This is a genomic window from Thauera carbonicopians, from assembly GCF_025699485.1.
Classification (GTDB): Bacteria; Pseudomonadota; Gammaproteobacteria; order Burkholderiales; family Rhodocyclaceae; genus Thauera.
Genome location: NZ_JANUXN010000002.1, coordinates 406,436 through 422,643 on the forward strand (window position 1 = coordinate 406,436; position 16,208 = coordinate 422,643).

16 protein-coding genes are annotated in these 16,208 nt (G+C 68.3%); 12 read left to right on the plus strand and 4 right to left on the minus strand.

Annotated features, from left to right (window positions below):
• Positions 1-20 precede the first annotated feature (20 nt).
• Both NX068_RS04515 and NX068_RS04520 read left to right on the plus strand, forming a co-directional pair.
• Complete coding sequence (locus tag NX068_RS04515) at positions 21-1,502, plus strand: coniferyl aldehyde dehydrogenase (protein ID WP_263460086.1); 1,482 nt, start codon at positions 21-23, stop codon at positions 1,500-1,502.
• Entirely contained in the window at positions 1,499-2,590 is a 1,092-nt protein-coding gene (locus NX068_RS04520; RefSeq protein WP_263460087.1) for a saccharopine dehydrogenase family protein, read from the plus strand. The genes NX068_RS04515 and NX068_RS04520 overlap by 4 nt, the downstream gene beginning before the upstream one ends.
• A 141-nt stretch (positions 2,591-2,731) precedes the next feature.
• Here NX068_RS04520 and NX068_RS04525 read toward each other — a convergent pair whose 3' ends face one another.
• Positions 2,732-3,664: an SDR family oxidoreductase gene (locus NX068_RS04525; protein WP_263460088.1), complete on the minus strand. Its 933-nt coding sequence runs from the start codon at positions 3,662-3,664 to the stop codon at positions 2,732-2,734.
• A 104-nt stretch (positions 3,665-3,768) separates the two neighbouring features.
• Here NX068_RS04525 and NX068_RS04530 point away from each other — a divergent pair, with 104 nt between their 5' ends.
• Both NX068_RS04530 and NX068_RS21250 read left to right on the plus strand, forming a co-directional pair.
• Positions 3,769-4,218, plus strand: a complete 450-nt coding sequence (locus tag NX068_RS04530; RefSeq protein ID WP_263460089.1) for a MerR family transcriptional regulator — start codon at positions 3,769-3,771, stop codon at positions 4,216-4,218.
• Between the two features lie 106 nt (positions 4,219-4,324).
• A complete protein-coding gene (locus NX068_RS21250) occupies positions 4,325-4,573 on the plus strand; it encodes a type 1 glutamine amidotransferase family protein (RefSeq protein WP_442806682.1) in 249 nt (82 codons plus the stop codon).
• A 164-nt stretch (positions 4,574-4,737) separates the two neighbouring features.
• On the opposite strand, the gene NX068_RS04540 is transcribed toward NX068_RS21250, so the two are convergent.
• From NX068_RS04540 to NX068_RS04550, 3 genes are all read right to left on the minus strand, one after another.
• Complete coding sequence (locus tag NX068_RS04540) at positions 4,738-5,112, minus strand: hypothetical protein (protein ID WP_263460090.1); 375 nt, start codon at positions 5,110-5,112, stop codon at positions 4,738-4,740.
• A 260-nt stretch (positions 5,113-5,372) separates the two neighbouring features.
• Complete coding sequence (locus NX068_RS04545) at positions 5,373-5,990, minus strand: class I SAM-dependent DNA methyltransferase (protein WP_263460091.1); 618 nt, start codon at positions 5,988-5,990, stop codon at positions 5,373-5,375.
• A 22-nt stretch (positions 5,991-6,012) separates the two neighbouring features.
• On the minus strand, positions 6,013-7,185 hold the full coding sequence (locus NX068_RS04550; RefSeq protein WP_263460092.1) for a cupin domain-containing protein: 1,173 nt from the start codon (positions 7,183-7,185) through the stop codon (positions 6,013-6,015).
• Positions 7,186-7,322: 137 nt separating this feature from the next.
• Between NX068_RS04550 and rlmD the strand changes: the two genes are divergently transcribed.
• The 8 genes from rlmD (at position 7,323) to NX068_RS04590 (ending at position 16,181) form a co-directional block, all read left to right on the plus strand.
• Entirely contained in the window at positions 7,323-8,624 is a 1,302-nt protein-coding gene (rlmD, locus tag NX068_RS04555; RefSeq protein WP_263460093.1) for a 23S rRNA (uracil(1939)-C(5))-methyltransferase RlmD, read from the plus strand.
• Positions 8,625-8,693: 69 nt separating this feature from the next.
• Positions 8,694-10,163, plus strand: a complete 1,470-nt coding sequence (bioA, locus tag NX068_RS04560; protein ID WP_263460094.1) for an adenosylmethionine--8-amino-7-oxononanoate transaminase — start codon at positions 8,694-8,696, stop codon at positions 10,161-10,163.
• Positions 10,129-11,355: an 8-amino-7-oxononanoate synthase gene (bioF, locus tag NX068_RS04565; RefSeq protein WP_263460095.1), complete on the plus strand. Its 1,227-nt coding sequence runs from the start codon at positions 10,129-10,131 to the stop codon at positions 11,353-11,355. The genes bioA and bioF overlap by 35 nt, the downstream gene beginning before the upstream one ends.
• Positions 11,348-12,079 carry an alpha/beta fold hydrolase gene (locus tag NX068_RS04570; protein ID WP_263460096.1) on the plus strand — a complete coding sequence of 244 codons (732 nt, stop codon included), beginning with the start codon at positions 11,348-11,350 and terminating at the stop codon, positions 12,077-12,079. Before bioF ends, NX068_RS04570 begins: the two co-directional genes overlap by 8 nt.
• Positions 12,072-12,866, plus strand: coding sequence for a malonyl-ACP O-methyltransferase BioC (gene bioC, locus NX068_RS04575; RefSeq protein ID WP_263460097.1), 795 nt, complete (start codon positions 12,072-12,074; stop codon positions 12,864-12,866). The genes NX068_RS04570 and bioC overlap by 8 nt, the downstream gene beginning before the upstream one ends.
• Before the next feature lie 84 nt (positions 12,867-12,950).
• Positions 12,951-13,676 carry a dethiobiotin synthase gene (bioD, locus tag NX068_RS04580; RefSeq protein ID WP_263460098.1) on the plus strand — a complete coding sequence of 242 codons (726 nt, stop codon included), beginning with the start codon at positions 12,951-12,953 and terminating at the stop codon, positions 13,674-13,676.
• Positions 13,673-14,689 carry a biotin synthase BioB gene (bioB, locus tag NX068_RS04585; RefSeq protein WP_263460099.1) on the plus strand — a complete coding sequence of 339 codons (1,017 nt, stop codon included), beginning with the start codon at positions 13,673-13,675 and terminating at the stop codon, positions 14,687-14,689. Before bioD ends, bioB begins: the two co-directional genes overlap by 4 nt.
• A 103-nt stretch (positions 14,690-14,792) precedes the next feature.
• A complete protein-coding gene (locus tag NX068_RS04590; protein WP_263460100.1) occupies positions 14,793-16,181 on the plus strand; it encodes a cytochrome P450 in 1,389 nt (462 codons plus the stop codon).
• Positions 16,182-16,208: the final 27 nt, after the last annotated feature.

The following is a 16,208-nucleotide window of genomic DNA, read 5'->3' on the forward strand; positions in this document are numbered from 1 at the left end:
CGGAAACCGGGAGAGACCGCATGACTGAAGACAGCACCCGCATGGCCGACCTGCTGAGCCGGCAGCGCAACGCATTCCTCCACGACGGCCCGCCGGGCCTGCCGCTGCGCAAGGCCCGGCTCGCCCGGCTGCGCGCCGCCGTGCTCGCGCACCGCGAAGTGCTCAAGGATGCGGTCAGCGCCGATTTCGGCAACCGCTCGCGCCACGAGACCGACATCATGGAACTGGCCTGCGTCATCCAGGCCATCGACTACCTCTCCAGCCACTTGCGCCGCTTCATGAAGCGCGAGCGCCGCCACGTGCATTTCTTCTACCGCTCCGCACGCGCCTACGTCGAATACCAGCCGCTGGGCGTCGTGGGCGTGATGTCGCCGTGGAACTACCCCATCTCCCTCACGCTGGTGCCGCTCGCCACCGCGCTGGCTGCGGGCAACCGTGCGATGCTCAAGCCTTCGGAACTGACCCCGCGCACCAGCGAGGCGCTGCGGCATGTGCTGGCCGAGGCTTTCGCGGAGGATGAGGTGGCCGTGGTGCTGGGCGGCCCCGAGGTCGGTGCCGCGTTCAGCGCACTGCCATTCGACCACCTGCTGTTCACCGGCAGCACGCAGGTCGGCCGCAAGGTGATGCGCGCCGCCAGCGACAACCTGGTGCCCGTGACCCTGGAGCTGGGCGGCAAGAGCCCCGCCATCGTGGCGCGCGGCCACGCCAACGACCGCAGCGTGCAGAGCCTGGTGTACGGCAAGCTGTCCAACGCCGGCCAGACCTGCGTGGCGCCGGACTACGCCTTGGTGCACGAGGACGACCTGGAGGCATTCATCGCCCAATACGTCGCCACGGTACATCGCTTCTACCCGGACGGCCCGGCCAGCCGCGACTACACGAGCATCGTCAGCGATCGCCACTACGACCGGCTGCGCGGGCTCGTCGATGACGCGCGCCGCAATGGCGCCCGTGTGATCGAGGTGGGAGAGGTGGAAGAGCGTCCCGCCCACATGCCTGGGCGCGAGCGCACCTTGGTGCCGACGCTCGTCGTCAACGCGGGCGATGAAACGCTCCTCATGCAGGAGGAAATCTTCGGCCCCATCCTGCCTGTGCGCACCTACGGCAGCATCGACGAGGCCATCGCCTATGTGAACGCGCGGCCCCGCCCGCTCGCGCTCTACTACTTCGGTGCCGAGGGCGGCGACTGTGCCTGGCTGCTGGCGCGCACCACCTCCGGCAACGTGGGCATCAACAACACCTTGATGCACGTGGCGCAGGACGATCTGTCCTTTGGCGGCGTCGGCCCGAGCGGCATGGGGGCCTACCACGGCATCGAGGGCTTCCGTGCGATGAGCCATGCCAAGGGCGTCTTCGTGCAGGGCCGCTGGAACTTCCCCGGCCTGCTGCATGCGCCCTTCGGCAAGCTCGCCGACATGGCCATCTCGCTCATGCTGGGAAAACCAAGGAATCATCGCCAGGGAGATCAGAGATCCATCTCCCAGACAGGAGAGATGCAATGAGCAAGCAAAGCGGTAGTCCCGGGCGCATGCGCTGGATGATCTATGGCGCGAATGGCTATACCGGGGAACTGATCGCCCGCGAAGCGGCGCGGCGCGGGCTCAAGCCAGTACTAGCGGGCCGCAGGCGCGAAAGCGTCGAGGCGCTGGCGCGCACGCTGGGGCTGGAGGCGCGTGCTTTCGGCCTCGATGACGTGTTGGCGCTGACCGGGCAGATCCAGGGCGAGGATCAGGCGCTGGGGCTGGTGCTGAACTGCGCCGGCCCGTTCTCGGCCACCGCCGCGCCGATGATGGAAGCCTGCCTGCGCGCCCGCGCGCATTACCTGGACATCACCGGCGAGATTGCCGTGTTCGAGCACGCGCAGTCGCTCCATGTCCGCGCGCGGGACGCCGGCGTGGTGCTGTGTCCTGGCGTGGGCTTCGACGTCATCCCCACCGACTGCGTGGCCGCCGCGCTGAAAGAGGCGCTGCCGGATGCGACTCATCTCACGCTGGGCTTCGACTCGCGCTCGGGCTTCTCGCCCGGCACCGCCAAGACCTCGGTAGAGGGGCTGGCCCAGGGCGGCAAGGTGCGCCGCGACGGGAAGATCGTCACCGTGCCGCTGGCCTACGAGGTGCGCCGCATCGACTTCGGTGACGGCGAGAAGGAGGCGATGACGATCCCTTGGGGCGACGTATCCACCGCCTACCACACCACCGGTATTCCGAACATTCAGGCATTCATTCCAGGCTCGCCCCGCATGATCGCCAGCGCCAGGCGCGCCAACCATGTCCGGCCGCTACTGGGGCTGCCGTGGGTGCAGAAGCTGATCAAGGCGCGCATCGCCAGGACGGTGAAGGGCCCCAGCGAGGAAAAGTGTGCGCAGATGCCCACCTTCGTCTGGGGGGAGGCCACCAATGCGCACGGAGAGAAAAAGACCGCGCGCATCCGCACCGCCAACGGCTACAGTCTGACCATCACCGGCTCGCTGGCCGTGGTCGAATACCTGATGAAAGCCCAACCTGCTGGTGGCGCCTACACGCCGGCCAGGCTGGTGGGCGCCGATCTGGTGACGCGCCTGCCCGGATCAGGGCCTCTACAGATCGTCTAGGTGGATGGTCGAATCGACCTGAAGTGACCATCAGGAAAGCGCCGGGAGAACTTCTGTCAAGTGTTTACAAAGTGGCTCCCCTCTCCCCGGCCCTCTCCTGCCAGGGGAGAAGGAGAACAGCCGGACACTTTGCGATAGCACCTATTTGCCTGACCACTCCCGCCGGATCAGCTCCAGCCCCTCTCGATAGGTCGTCACCTCGAACTCGGGGAACCGGCGCTTGAACTTCGTGGAATCGAAGAGGTTGTCCTGCTCGTAGCGAGGCAGCAGTTCCCCGATCTCGCGTACCTGCTTCGAGAACAGTCCGGCTGCGGTCAGCGCCCACTTGCCGATGACCGAATAGGAAGGCTTGCGCCCGAAGACCTGGTTGGCCATCGCGACGAACTCCTTGTACGTCGGCCGGTCGTCGCAGCACGGCAGATGCCAGGTCTGGCCGAACGCATCGGGTGCATTGCCCAGGGCCGCGAGGGCGCGGCTCGCGTCGGGCGTCCAGATCAGCGTGCGCCGCGTGTCGTCGCGCACCGGCACGCGCGGCTTGTTGCCGGCCTGGAGTTTTTCGATGACCAGCGCATTGGTGAAACTCTGCGTCTTGCCCGGCCCATAGAATTCCGGGGCGCGGCCAATGAGCACGGGGATCTCGCCGCGCGCCATTTCCTCGAGCACCATCGAAGCCATCGCGGCGCGCACTTTGCCCTTGCGGCCCACCGGCGCGAAGGGCGTTTGCTCGGTCTGCAACCGCGCATCCTGCGGATACATGTAGGTGTTGTCGAAATAGGCGAAGCTCGCGCCAGTCACGCGGCAGGCATCCAGAGCATTCTTCAGCATCGCGGGGAACTGCGCTTCCCATAGCGCCGTGTCTGGCGGCAGGCCGGCCGTGAAGTAGACGATGCTGCTTCCCTTGACCGCATCCAGGGTCTGCTTCGCATCGAGCAGGTTGGCGGACACCAGGCTGTCGGTGTCGTTGACCTTGCGTGGATTGCGGCTTACGAGCCGTACATCGTTCGTGTATTTGCGCTGTAGCTCCCGCGCCAGTTCCACGGCGATCTGGCCGTTCGCCCCCAGTATCGTCTGCATTCCGTCCGCCTTCATGATTTGCACCTGGTCGTGCGATGGCCTCAAGGTTAACTTTGAAGTAATGTTCAATGTCAAACCCTGTGGCCACTCGGAGTACCTCGATCATGAAAATTGGAGAACTCGCGCAGCGCACGGGCCTGGCGCCTTCGCGCATCCGCTTCTACGAACGCATCGGCCTGCTCAAGGCGGTCGAGCGCCAGGAAAACGGCTATCGCAGCTACCCCGACGACGCGGTATTGGCGCTCAAGCTCATTGCGACCGGGCAGCGTGCGGGCTTCAGCCTGGATGAGTTGCGTACATTGCTGCCCAGCGATCTCGCTAGCTGGGATCACGGCACTCTGATCGACACGCTGCGCCGCAAGGTGCAGGACATCGAGGCCCTGCAAGCACAGCTCGCGCAAAGCAAGGCCCATCTGGTCGAACTGATGGCGCAGATCGAAGCCAAGCCGCAGGACATGGATTGCGCTGCCAACGCCCGGCGCGTTCTGTCGGAGATGCGGTTGGTAGAGGCGGACGATGCCCCGACCACCAGGAAGGCCCGTCGCCGCCATTAGAGGGGCATCGCACCAAGGTGCATGTGCCGCTTGACATTGAAGTTGTATTCAACGTTAGAGTTCATCCACTGGTTCCTTGCTGAAATGGCCACTCGCCGATGCGTCCGTGAAGGACTGGCTGGCCGACCCTGCGCGGATGGCGCTGCTGTCATCCACCGCGCGACCGGACGAGATCGATCCGGTGGAGTTCGACGCGATCTACTTCACCGGTGGGCATGCTGTCATGTGGGACTTCCCCGGCTGTGGGGCGTTGCAGCGCATCACCTGCGCCAGCGAGCGGGTCTGTTCTACGATCGATTCCCCATGCAAGGCCAAGGCAGGCTTGCGGCGCTCGCTGGCGTTCGTCCGATATTAGAGCACGAACACCTTGCGGTCGGATGGGGTAATATCGTACTTAAGTTATTGATAAAACTGTTGTACTGGGCTTTGGCGTAGTCCAGCAAAGTTCGGTGCTGGAGTCATGGTTAAATGAAAAAAGCCGGCATCAGCCGGCTTTTTTGCGTCGTGCCACAGCGGAAATCAGTTGGCGGCTTCCTTGGCCTTTTCGACCGCGGCTTCGGCGGCTTCCTTGGCAGCATCGACGGCTTCGCCAGCGGCTTCCTTGGTCGCTTCCGCGGCTTCCTTGGCGGCTTCGACAGCGGCGTCAGTGTGCTCCTTGGCCGCTTCGACTGCGTCGGCGGCGCCTTCCTTGGCGGCGTCGACAGCTTCGGAAGCGCTCTCCTTCGCAGCCTCGGCGCTTTCCTTCGCCGCTTCCACGGCCTGCTCGGCAGCTTCCTGAGCCTGTTCCTGAACGGTGGGGGCCGGCGTCGACACCGGCGGCGGCGCTTCTTCCTGCTTGCCGCAAGCGGTCACGGCGATGGCAACGAGGGCGGCGACGAGAAGGGATTGTTTCATTGCTGTTGTCCTTTTTCGAGTTGAATGCCGCCGGCTGCCGGGCAGCCAGTGGCATGGGTAATGCAATCACGGCTTGAAACGCGGCAAGTCTAGCATGCAGGCGAGGAAAAACCGGCGCGGATGCTGCACTGCAAAATGTGAGCGTATTTTTCCGTCAAAACCGGCCACTACCCGTCCTGGATGCCTTGCTGCATGGCACCGAAATTCCCTGGCCGAGCGGCGAATGCGGGCTCATTCCGTCTGCGCCGATGGCCGTCCGGTCAGGGGTTCTGCGACTGGTACTGCGCGAGCCATACCGTGTGGCGCCCGCATTCAGGATCTTCGGCGACATGCTTCGACACCGTGAACCCATGGGCGTCGAGCAGCGCCTCGTATTCAGCCGGAGACAAACTGGCGTGATACAGCGCTTCTCCCTCGAAAGAACCGATAGCTTCGCCGTGTCCGGGGCCTGTGGTGAACAGCAACGGGGCGCCCGGGGCCGCATGCTCGCGGAAGACGGAAAACATCCTGCGCTGCTCGTCGTGTGCGAGATGGAAGAAGCTGTCCCAGGCGATCAAGCCGTCGAACCGGCGGCCGATCGACAGCCTGCGCATGTCGGCCACGGTCCATTCCGCCTGCGGAAAGCGGCTCCGGCATTTCGAGATGAGTGCCGGCGATGAATCCACGCCGAGGACGGAGAAGCCGCGCACGATCAGATGGCGGGCAATCGGCTGTCCCGCGCCGCAGCCCAGGTCCAGCACCGAGCCGCCGGGGGGAAGCAGCCTGGTGAAGTGCTCGATCCAGGCCTTCTCGAGGGTCAGGTCTCCGGGTCGAGCGCGATCCCAGGCCTCTGCGTGCCGCTCGTACAGTCCGATGATTTCGTCGGCACCTGAAGACATGATTCCTGCCCTTGCCCCTCGATCAGTTGCAGGGGCGCCCGAAACCGCTTTCGTACCACTCGTGCAGCATGTCCAGCAACTCGGTCGGGCAAGCCGCGAAATCCTCGGCCGGCAAGCTGCGCTGGTGGGCGAGCTTCGCCACGACGTCGTGCAGGGCGGGGTCGAATTCCAGCGGCTCGCCGTTCAGATGGAAGCCCGCGGCCGAGAACAGCAGCAGGCTGCGGGCATCCAGTTCGAAGCCGTGCGCGCGCACGGCGCGCTCGAAGGCCTTGCGGCTCAGGCTGTCCTCGGGCGGATCGAAGAAGACGTGGGCTTTCGGCTCGGTGAGATAGGCGCCGACGAACTCCTCGATGTCCGCGCGGCTCCAGCGGATGCCCGACAGCATGCCTTCGATTTGGTCGACCATGCGGCTGCCGATCTCGGCCGAGTTCTGCTGCAGCTCCAGGTCCGGGTCGGTATAGATGCCGTCGAGCCGGATGCGCTCCTGCAGCCAGCCGAGGAATTCGCTGCCGAGCTCCTGCGCGGTGGGCGAGCGGAAACCGATGGAGTAGGTGGTGCATTCGCCGATGGCGATGCCGTTGTGCGCCCAGTGCGGCGGCAGGTAGAGCATGTCGCCGGGTTCCAGCACCCAGTCCTCGGTGGGCTGGAAGTTCTTCAGGATGCGCAGCGGCGCGCCTTCGATCAGCGTGCGGTCGGCCTGATCGGAAATCTGCCAGCGGCGCTTGCCCGTGCCCTGCAGCAGGAACACGTCGTAGTTGTCGAAGTGCGGGCCGACGCCGCCGCCATCGACGGCGTAGCTCACCATCAGATCGTCCAGCCGCGCCTGCGGGATGAAGTCGAAGCAGTGCAGCAGGCGGTCGCCTTCGGGCACCCACAGGTTCAGGCCCTGCACCAGCACGGTCCAGGGCTGCTTCCTGCCGCGCAGGCGGCCGCGGCTCTGCGGGCCGTGCTCCAGCGTCCATTCGCCTTCGAGGCCGTCGGCGGGCAGGCGGATGTAGCGCGATTCGACGTCGGCGTCGCAGGCGAGCTCGAACAGTTCGTCGCGCTCCAGCACGCCGCTGAAGCCGGGCACGGCCTGGCGGATCAGCAGGGGTTTCTTTTGCCAGTATTCGGCAAGGAACTCGCGTGTCGACAGGCCGCCGAGCAGGGTTTCGAATGTCGGCAAATGAGTTGGCAACTGAGTAGGCAGATTCATGGCGCGGATTATAGGCCCGGGCGGGGGCCGGACGCTGGCGCCGGTGCGGGGGCGGCCGCGGCGGATGGTGGAAGTAGACGCAAGAAGCAGGTGGACGGACGCGGTAGAATCGCGCCACTTTTCTCGGCGGAATCCCCATGTCGGCAGCAGTCATCGAATCGCTGGACCATGAAGGCCGCGGCATCGCCCATGTCGACGGCAAGGCCGTCTTCATCGAAGGCGCGCTGCCCGGCGAGCGGGTGGAATACACCGTGCTGCGCGAGCGGCCGCGCTATGCCCAGGCCGAAACGGCGCGGGTGCTGAAGGCGAGTGCGCAGCGGATCGAGCCGCGCTGCGTGCATTTCGGCACCTGCGGCGGCTGTTCGATGCAGCATCTCGACCCGCTGGCGCAGGCCGCCGCCAAGCAGCGCATCCTGGAAGACGCGCTGTGGCACATCGGCAAGGTCGAGCCGCAGGTGATCTACCCGGCGATCCACGGCCCGGCCTGGGGCTACCGCTACCGTGCGCGGCTGACCGTGCGCGTGGTGCCGAGCAAGGGCGGGGTGCTGGTCGGCTTCCACCAGAAGCGCTCGAGCCACATCGCCGACATGCAGTCCTGTCCGGTGCTGCCGCCGGCGATTTCCGCGCTGGTGCCGGAACTGCACCGCCTGATCGCCAGGCTGTCGATCGCCGACCGCGTGCCGCAGATCGAGATCGCCGTCAGCGATACCGCGACCGCCTTCGTGTTCCGCCACCTGCTGCCCTTCAGCGAAGGCGACCGGCGTGCGCTGGCCGCTTTCGCCGACGCCCACGGCATCCAGGCCTGGGCGCAGCCCGGCGGCCCGGACACCGCCGCGCCGCTGCATCCGCAGGGGGGCCCCGGCTTGGCCTACACCTTGCCCGAGTTCGACGTGCGGATGGACTTCCGCCCCACCGATTTCACCCAGGTCAATGTCCACATCAACCGCCTGCTGATCCGGCGCGCGATGCAACTGCTCGATCCGCAGCCGGGCGAGCGCATCGCCGACCTGTTCTGCGGCCTGGGCAACTTCAGCCTGCCGATCGCGCGGCGCGGCGCGACGATGGTCGGCGTGGAGGGCAGCGAGGCGCTGGTCGAGCGCGCCCGGGCCAATGCCGCGGCCAACGGCCTGGCGGAACGCTGCGAATTCCATGCAGCCAACCTGTTCGAAGCCACTGAGGACAGCCTGGCTGCGCTCGGATCGCTCGACAAGCTGCTGATCGATCCGCCGCGCGAGGGCGCGATCGCGGTGGTCAAGGCGATCAGTCCGTTGCAGCGGCCGCCGCGCATCGTTTACGTATCATGCAACCCGGCGACGCTGGCGCGCGACGCGGCGGTGCTGGTGCATGAAAAGGGCTATGTGCTGCGCGGAGCGGGCATCGCCAACATGTTCCCGCAGACCTCGCACGTCGAGTCGATCGTGCTGTTCGAACAGGGCTGAAGGCTTTTCATTTTGGCCTGCAACTGAAACAATCACGGCCTGTGATTCATAATTATGGACGAAGAGGGCATGGCGTCCCGTTCCCCCGACCCCGATTTTCCGGCCCGTGGCAGCACCGCTTCCGGTAGCGGCCCCGTGCGTGACGAGCAGGCCGCCTGGCAGCGGCGCAGCATCGCCCAGGTGTGGCATCCCTGCACCCAGATGCAGCGCCTGCAGGCGGTACCGCCGTTGCCGATCGCGCGCGGTCAGGGGCCGTGGCTGTACGACTACGCCGGCGGGCGCTATTTCGACGCCAACAGCTCGTGGTGGGTGAACCTCTTCGGCCACGCCGATGCGCGCATCAACGCCGCGCTGCGCGAACAGCTCGACACCTTGCCGCACGTGATGCTGGCCGGCTGCACCCATGCGCCGGCGGTGGAACTGGCCGAGCGCCTGTCGGCGCTGACCGGCAGCGTGCTCGGCCATGCTTTCTTCGCCAGCGACGGCGCCTCGGCGGTCGAGATCGCGCTGAAGATGAGCTTTCACTGCTGGCGCAACCGGGGCCGCGACAGCAAGCGCGAATTCGTCTGCGTGCGCCACGGCTACCACGGCGAAACCCTGGGCGCGCTGGCGGTGACCGACGTCACGGTGTTCCGCGACGCCTATGCGCCGCTGCTGCTGCAGGCCCACCTCGTCGCCTCGCCCGATGCCCGCCAGGCCGGCCCCGGCGAGACCGCGGCCGACGTTGCCGCACGTGCGCTGGAAGAGGTGCGGGCCTTGTTCGAAGCCCGCCACGAACACATCGCCGCCTTCATCGTCGAGCCGCTGGTGCAGTGCGCCGCCGGCATGGCGATGTACGACCCGGCCTACCTGCGCGGCCTGCGTGCGCTGTGCGAGCGCTACGACGTCCATCTGATCGCCGACGAGATCGCCGTCGGCTGCGGCCGCAGCGGCAGCTTCTTCGCCTTCGAGCAGGCGGCGGGCGAGGGGCAGGCGCCGTTGTGGCCGGACTTCATCTGCCTGTCGAAAGGCATCAGCGGCGGCTACCTGCCGCTGTCGCTGGTGCTGAGCCGGAACGAGATCTACGAAGCCTTCCTCGACGACGAAGTCGCGCGCGGCTTCCTGCACTCGCATTCCTACACCGGCAACGCGCTCGCCTGCCGCGCGGCGCTGGCGGTGCTCGACCGCTTCGAGCAGGGAGACGTGCTGGTCCGCAACCGGGCCAGCGCCGAGGCGCTGACGGCTGCGCTGGCGCCGCTGGCCGAGGATTCGCGCATCGAGCACCTGCGCCGGCGCGGCATGATCTGGGCTTTCGACGTGCGTGAAGAATGGGCCGGCGAGCGCTTCGCCGAACGTTTCCATCTCGCCGGGCGCCGCCACGAACTGCTGATCCGGCCGATCGGCCGCACGGTGTACCTGATGCCGCCCTACGTGCTCGACGACGAGCTGTCCGCCTGGCTGGCGGCACGGGTGCGGGCGACGCTCGACGACGTGCTGCCGGACGGCACCCCCACCCGGAGTAGCGATGCTGCTGGCGCATCTGACCCGGCGACGGCTTGAGCGCGAGGCCGCGGCGCTGCTGCGCCGCCGCCGAATCGCCGCTTCGCCCTGCGCGCCCCTGCAGACCGTCGAAAGTGGCGAGAACGGCACGCGCCGCTTGCTGAACTTCGGCAGCAACGACTACCTCGGCCTCGCCAGCCATCCGGACATCGCCGCCGCGCTGGCCGAAGGCGCGCAGCGCTGGGGGGCGGGCAGCGGCGCCTCGCACCTGGTCACCGGCCACAGCCAGGCCCACGCCCGGCTCGAAGGCGAACTGGCGCAACTGCTGTCGCCCTGGGTGCCGGATGCGGCGGCGCTGCTGTTCTGCAGCGGCTTCATGGCCAACCTGGCGCTGCTGACCACGCTCGGCGCCGAGCAGGCGGCGATCTTCGCCGACAAGCTCAACCACGCATCGCTGGTCGATGGCGGCCTGCTCGCGGCGGCAAGGATGCGGCGTTATCCGCATGGCCGCCTCGATCTGCTCGATGCCATGCTGTGCGACTGCGAGCAGCCGATCCGGCTGATCGTCACCGACGCGGTGTTCAGCATGGACGGCGACGTCGCGCCGCTGCCCGAACTGCTGGCATTGGCCGAACGCCACGACGCCTGGCTGATCATCGACGACGCTCACGGCTTCGGCGTGCTCGGTCCGAACGGCGAGGGCGCGCTGGCGCATTTCGGCCTGCGCAGCGAGCGCCTGATCTACATGGGCACGCTCGGCAAGGCCGCGGGCGTGGCGGGCGCTTTCGTCGCCGCCCATCCGGCGGTCGTCGATGCGCTGGTGCAGGGCGGCCGCAGCTACATCTACACCACCGCGATGCCGCCTGCGCTGGCCCATGCGCTGAGCGCCAGCCTGAAGCTGATCACGGGCGAGGAGGGCGCGGCGCGGCGGCAAAGGCTCGCCACGCTGACGACCACGCTGCGCGAGCGCCTGTCCGCACTGATCACCCGCCATCCCGGCCGCGGCTGGCAACTGGCCGATTCCGCCACGCCGATCCAGCCGCTGATCGTCGGCGACAACGCCGCCGCGCTGGCGCTGGCTTCGGCGCTCGACGCCGCAGGGCTGTGGGTGTCGGCCATCCGCCCGCCCACGGTGCCGGCCAATACCGCGCGGCTGCGCATCACGCTGAGCGCGGCACATGTGCTGGACGACGTCGAGCGCTTGTGCGACGCACTGGCCGACTGCGGATCCGGGGTGAACCGCCATGCGTGAACATCTGATCCTGCTGCCGGGTTGGGGCCTGGGCAGCCTGCTGCTGGAGGGCCTGGCCGAAACCCTGCGCGGGCTCGAGCCGATGCTGCGGGTGGACATCGAGCCGCTGCCCGAACTGGCCAGCGGCGAAGCGCGCGACTGGCTGCTGGAGCTGGACGCGCGCCTGCCGCCGCATACCTGGCTGGGCGGCTGGTCGCTCGGCGGCATGCTCGCCAGCGGACTGGCGGCGCTGCGCGGCGAAGGCTGCCGCGGCCTGCTGACGCTGGCCAGCAATCCTCGCTTCGTGGCCGGCAGCGACTGGCCGCAGGGCATGGACGAGGCGAGCTTCGACGCCTTCGTCGATGGCTGCCGCGCTGATCCCGACGCCACCCTCAGGCGTTTCAGCCTGCTCTGCGCGCAGGGCGCGGCCGAAGCCCGCAGCCTGGCGCGCCAGTTGCAGGCTGCGGCGCCCCGCGCCGCGGCGCAGGTGCGGCTGGCCGGGCTGGAAGTGCTCGGCAGTTGCGACGGGCGCGGCGCACTGCGAGACTTCGGCGGGCCGCAACTGCATCTGCTTGCCGGCGCCGACGCCCTGGTGCCGGCCGAGGTGGCCGGCGAGCTGCTGGCACTGCAGCCGGACATCGCAGTCGGGCTGATCGAGGACGCAAGCCACGCCTTCCCGCTGGAGCGGCCCCACGAGGTGGCGGCGGCGATGCTGGCTTTCATCGGCGAGGCCGGCAATGCCTGAACACCTGCTCGTTGTGCCGGACAAGCGCCAGGTGGCCGCTTCCTTTTCCCGTGCGGCGGGCAGCTACGACGCTGCCGCATCGCTGCAGCGCGAAGTGGGTGCGCGGCTGCTGGCGCGCCTGCCGTCCCTGGCGTTCGGCCGCTGGCTGGACCTGGGATGCGGCACCGGACACTTCACCCGGTCGCTGGCTGAGCGCTTCGGTGCCGATGCCGGCGTTGCCCTGGACCTGGCCGAAGGCATGCTGCGCCATGCCCGGCCCCTGGGCGGCGCGCGGCACTTCGTCGCCGGCGATGCCGAAGCCCTGCCGCTGCGCGACGGCAGTCTCGACCTGATCTATTCCAACCTGGCGGTGCAGTGGTGCGGCGATTTCGCCGCCGTGCTGGGCGAGGCGCAGCGGGTGCTGAGGCCGGGCGGGGTGCTGGCCTTCAGCAGCCTGTGTGCCGGCACCCTGGGAGAATTGCGCGACAGCTGGCAGGCGGTGGACGGCTTCACCCACGTCAATCGCTTCCGCGCCTTCGGTGACTACGAGGCCTTGTGCGCGGACAGCGGCCTGCAGGTGCTGGTGCTCGAACGCCAGGCGCGGACGCTGCATTTTCCCGACCTGCGCGCGCTGGCCCGTTCGCTCAAGGAGCTGGGCGCGCACAATCTCAACCCCGGCCGGCCGGGCGGGCTCACCGGCCCGGCGCGGATCCGCGCCCTGGCCGCCGCCTACGAGGGCTTGCGCACGGCCGAGGGCCTGCCGGCCACCTACCAGGTGGTCCATGCCGTTCTGTACAAGCGCCGATGAAAGCCCGGATGAAGAAGCTATGAACCCATCCCGGCGCGACCGTCCAGGCTTCGGCGCTTTCACCGAATCACCGGAGGAGCCGTAATGGCCCACGCCTGTTTCGTCACCGGCACCGACACCGAGATCGGCAAGACCACCATCGCCGCCGCCATCGTCGGCCTGCTGGCCAAGACCGGGCTGCGCGTCGCCGGGCTGAAGCCGGTCGCCGCCGGCATTAGCGTGATCGACGGCGAACGCATCAACGAAGACGTCCATGCACTGCGTGCCGCCAGCAACGTGGCGCTGAGCGCCGACGAGATCGCGCCTTTCCAGTTCGAGGCCGCCTGCGCACCGCACGTCGCCGCCGCGCTCGAAGGCCGCAGCATCGAGCGTGGCCCTATACTGGCGTCCATCCGGGCTGCGGCGGCGTGCTGCGACAGGGTGGTGATCGAAGGCGTCGGCGGTTTCCGCGTGCCCTTGGATACCGCCGGTGGCTGGGACAGCGCCGACCTGGCGCGTGACCTGGATCTGCCGGTGCTGATGGTGGTCGGCCTGCGCCTGGGCGCGATCAACCATGCGCTGCTCACTGCCGAAGCCGTCCGTGCGCGCGGGCTGCGCTTGTGCGGCTGGGTGGCCAACACCATCGACCCGGCGATGGCCCAGGCTTCGGCGACGCTCGACGCGCTGGCCGCCGGCCTGGGCAACGCGCCCTGCCTGGGCCTGGTGCCGCGGCTGCCGGCACCGTCGCCCGAAGCCATCGCCCCATACCTGAACGTGCCTGCGTTGCACCGATTGTTCGATTCCGATTCCGTCCTCAAGGAGAACCCATGACCACCGTCGCTACCGTGTCGCCCGACGCCCTGCGCCGCACCGCGCCCCAGCCCGTCCCGGCGGCCACCGGCGCCTGGCGCGTCGAAGAGATCGAAGCCCTGTTCGCGCTGCCTTTCATGGAACTGGTGTTCCGCGCCCAGCAGGTCCATCGCCAGCATTTCGATCCGAGCGAGATCCAGCTCTCGACGCTGCTGTCGATCAAGACCGGCGGCTGCGCCGAGGACTGCGGCTACTGCTCGCAGTCCGCCCATTTCGACACCGGCCTGAAAGCCGAGAAGCTGATGCCGGTCGACGAGGTGCTGGAAGCCGCCCGCGCCGCCAAGGCCCAGGGCGCCAGCCGCTTCTGCATGGGTGCGGCCTGGCGTTCGCCCAAGCCGCGCGACATGGAGCGGGTGACGACGATGGTGCGTGAAGTGAAGGCGCTGGGGCTGGAAACCTGCATGACGCTGGGCATGCTGGACGAAGGCCAGGCCCAGTCGCTGAAGGACGCCGGCCTCGACTACTACAACCACAACCTCGACACCGCGCCGGAGTACTACGGCAAGGTCATCGGCACCCGTACCTACCAGGACCGCCTCGACACCCTCGGCAACGTGCGCGCGGCCGGCATCAACGTCTGCAGCGGCGGCATCGTCGGCATGGGCGAGACGCGCGCCCACCGCGCCGGCCTGATCGCCCAGCTCGCCAACCTCGAACCGCCGCCCGAATCGGTGCCGATCAACAACCTCGTGCCGATCCCCGGCACCCCGCTGGCCGATGTCGATCCGATCGACCCCTTCGAGTTCGTGCGCACCATCGCGGTGGCGCGCATCACGATGCCGACCAGCTACGTCCGCCTGTCGGCCGGGCGCCAGGAAATGGACGAAGCCCTGCAGGCGCTGTGCCTGATGGCGGGTGCCAACTCCATCTTCTACGGCGACCACCTGCTGACCACCCCCAACCCCGGCACCGGCCGCGACCGCAGCCTGCTCGAGCGGCTCGACATGCGCATCGAGGGGCAGGACGCCGCATGAGCGCCTCCGCCGGGCCGTCCGAAGCGGGCGCCCAGCCTCCCGCGGGGAGGGCGAAGCAGGGGTTTCGCGCGGCAATGCTGCGCGCCTGCGGAGCGGGCCGGCTGTGCAAAGCCGGCCCTACGTCGCGCAGCGACGGGAGCGGCGCGCGGTGACCCGGGCGGCCAGCGCCGGCCTGCCGGCCTTCGACGCCGGCTTCCTGCGCGATCCCTATCCGGCCTACCGCGCCCTGCGTGAAGCGGGGCCGCTGCACTGGTGCGAGGATTTCTTCCAGGGCGCGTGGCTGGTGACACGGCACGCGGACGTCGAACGCGTGCTGCGCGACCCGCGCTTCTCGTCGCAGCGCACCGGCGGCTGGGTGAAACGCGCCGAAGGGCTGGACGCGGCGCACGGCGGAGCCTATGCGGCGGCGCGTGCGCAGGGCGGCCTGGACCGCTTCCAGCGCCTGTTCTCGCGGGCGATGGTGTTCCTCGATGCGCCCGACCACACCCGGCTGCGCCGGGCGATGCTGGGCGGCTTCCATCCGGCGACGATCCGCGCCCTCGCGCCCGAGATCGAGCGCCTGGCCGACGAGATCCTCGACGGGCTGGATGGCGCGCAGGGCTTCGATTTCATCGAAGCCGTCGCCCGGCCGCTGCCCTCGCGCGTCATCGGCCTGATGCTCGGCATCGACCGCGCCGATGAGGCGCAATTCATCGCCTGGTCGGAAGAACTCGCGGTCTTCATCGGCGCCGTCCGGCCCGAGGTCGAACAACTGCAGCGCGCTCAGCGCAGCCTGCTGCAACTGGTGCGCTATTTCGATGCTCTGATCGAAGCCCGCCGCCGCATGCCCGGCACCGACCTGGTCAGCCGCCTGGTGCAGGCCGAGCAGCAAGGCCTGGTGCGCGCCGACGGCGAACTGCTCGCGCAATGCGCGATGCTGCTTTTCGCCGGCCACGAGACGACCCGCAACCTACTCGGCAACGGCCTGTTCACGCTGCTGTCGCACCCCGGCCAGTGGGCCGCGCTGTGCGCGCAGCCGGACGGCATCGGTGCCGCCGTGCGCGAAATCCTGCGCTACGACAGCCCGGTGCAATACACCGGCCGCCGCGTCAGCCGGGAGATCGAGCTGCACGGCCGCACCCTGCGCAGAGGCGAACTGCTCATCGCCCTGATCGGCTCGGCCAACCGCGACCCTGCCCGCTATACCGAGCCCGAGCGCTTCGACATCACCCGCGGCGAAGGCAGCCATCTCGCCTTCGGCAGCGGCCCGCACGTCTGCATCGGCGCAGGTCTGTCGATGCTCGAAGCCGACGTCACGCTGCGCGCGCTGATGCGCCGCTGGCCCGGTTTGCGCATGATCGATGCCGAGCCGCAGTGGAACGGCAACGCCGCGCTGCGCGGGCTGCTGCGCCTGCCGGTGTGCTGCGACGGTGCATCAGTGGGGGGTGAGGTGGAGGAATCCGGTATGCAGGAAAGGTATCTGCCGGCGCCGGAAGTGGTCTCATCGACTTGAGTCGGTGCGCCGCCTGCCCGGTGCTAT

Excerpts from the sequence above, each read along its gene's own strand:
- NX068_RS04515 (WP_263460086.1), top strand. The coding sequence starts at position 21 with ATGACTGAAGACAGCACCCGCATGGCCGACCTGCTGAGCCGGCAGCGC.
- NX068_RS04520 (WP_263460087.1), top strand. The coding sequence starts at position 1,499 with ATGAGCAAGCAAAGCGGTAGTCCCGGGCGCATGCGCTGGATGATCTAT.
- NX068_RS04525 (WP_263460088.1), bottom strand. The coding sequence starts at position 3,664 with ATGCAGACGATACTGGGGGCGAACGGCCAGATCGCCGTGGAACTGGCG.
- NX068_RS04530 (WP_263460089.1), top strand. The coding sequence starts at position 3,769 with ATGAAAATTGGAGAACTCGCGCAGCGCACGGGCCTGGCGCCTTCGCGC.
- NX068_RS04540 (WP_263460090.1), bottom strand. The coding sequence starts at position 5,112 with ATGAAACAATCCCTTCTCGTCGCCGCCCTCGTTGCCATCGCCGTGACC.
- NX068_RS04545 (WP_263460091.1), bottom strand. The coding sequence starts at position 5,990 with ATGTCTTCAGGTGCCGACGAAATCATCGGACTGTACGAGCGGCACGCA.
- NX068_RS04550 (WP_263460092.1), bottom strand. The coding sequence starts at position 7,185 with ATGAATCTGCCTACTCAGTTGCCAACTCATTTGCCGACATTCGAAACC.
- rlmD (WP_263460093.1), top strand. The coding sequence starts at position 7,323 with ATGTCGGCAGCAGTCATCGAATCGCTGGACCATGAAGGCCGCGGCATC.
- bioA (WP_263460094.1), top strand. The coding sequence starts at position 8,694 with ATGGCGTCCCGTTCCCCCGACCCCGATTTTCCGGCCCGTGGCAGCACC.
- bioF (WP_263460095.1), top strand. The coding sequence starts at position 10,129 with ATGCTGCTGGCGCATCTGACCCGGCGACGGCTTGAGCGCGAGGCCGCG.
- NX068_RS04570 (WP_263460096.1), top strand. The coding sequence starts at position 11,348 with ATGCGTGAACATCTGATCCTGCTGCCGGGTTGGGGCCTGGGCAGCCTG.
- bioC (WP_263460097.1), top strand. The coding sequence starts at position 12,072 with ATGCCTGAACACCTGCTCGTTGTGCCGGACAAGCGCCAGGTGGCCGCT.
- bioD (WP_263460098.1), top strand. The coding sequence starts at position 12,951 with ATGGCCCACGCCTGTTTCGTCACCGGCACCGACACCGAGATCGGCAAG.
- bioB (WP_263460099.1), top strand. The coding sequence starts at position 13,673 with ATGACCACCGTCGCTACCGTGTCGCCCGACGCCCTGCGCCGCACCGCG.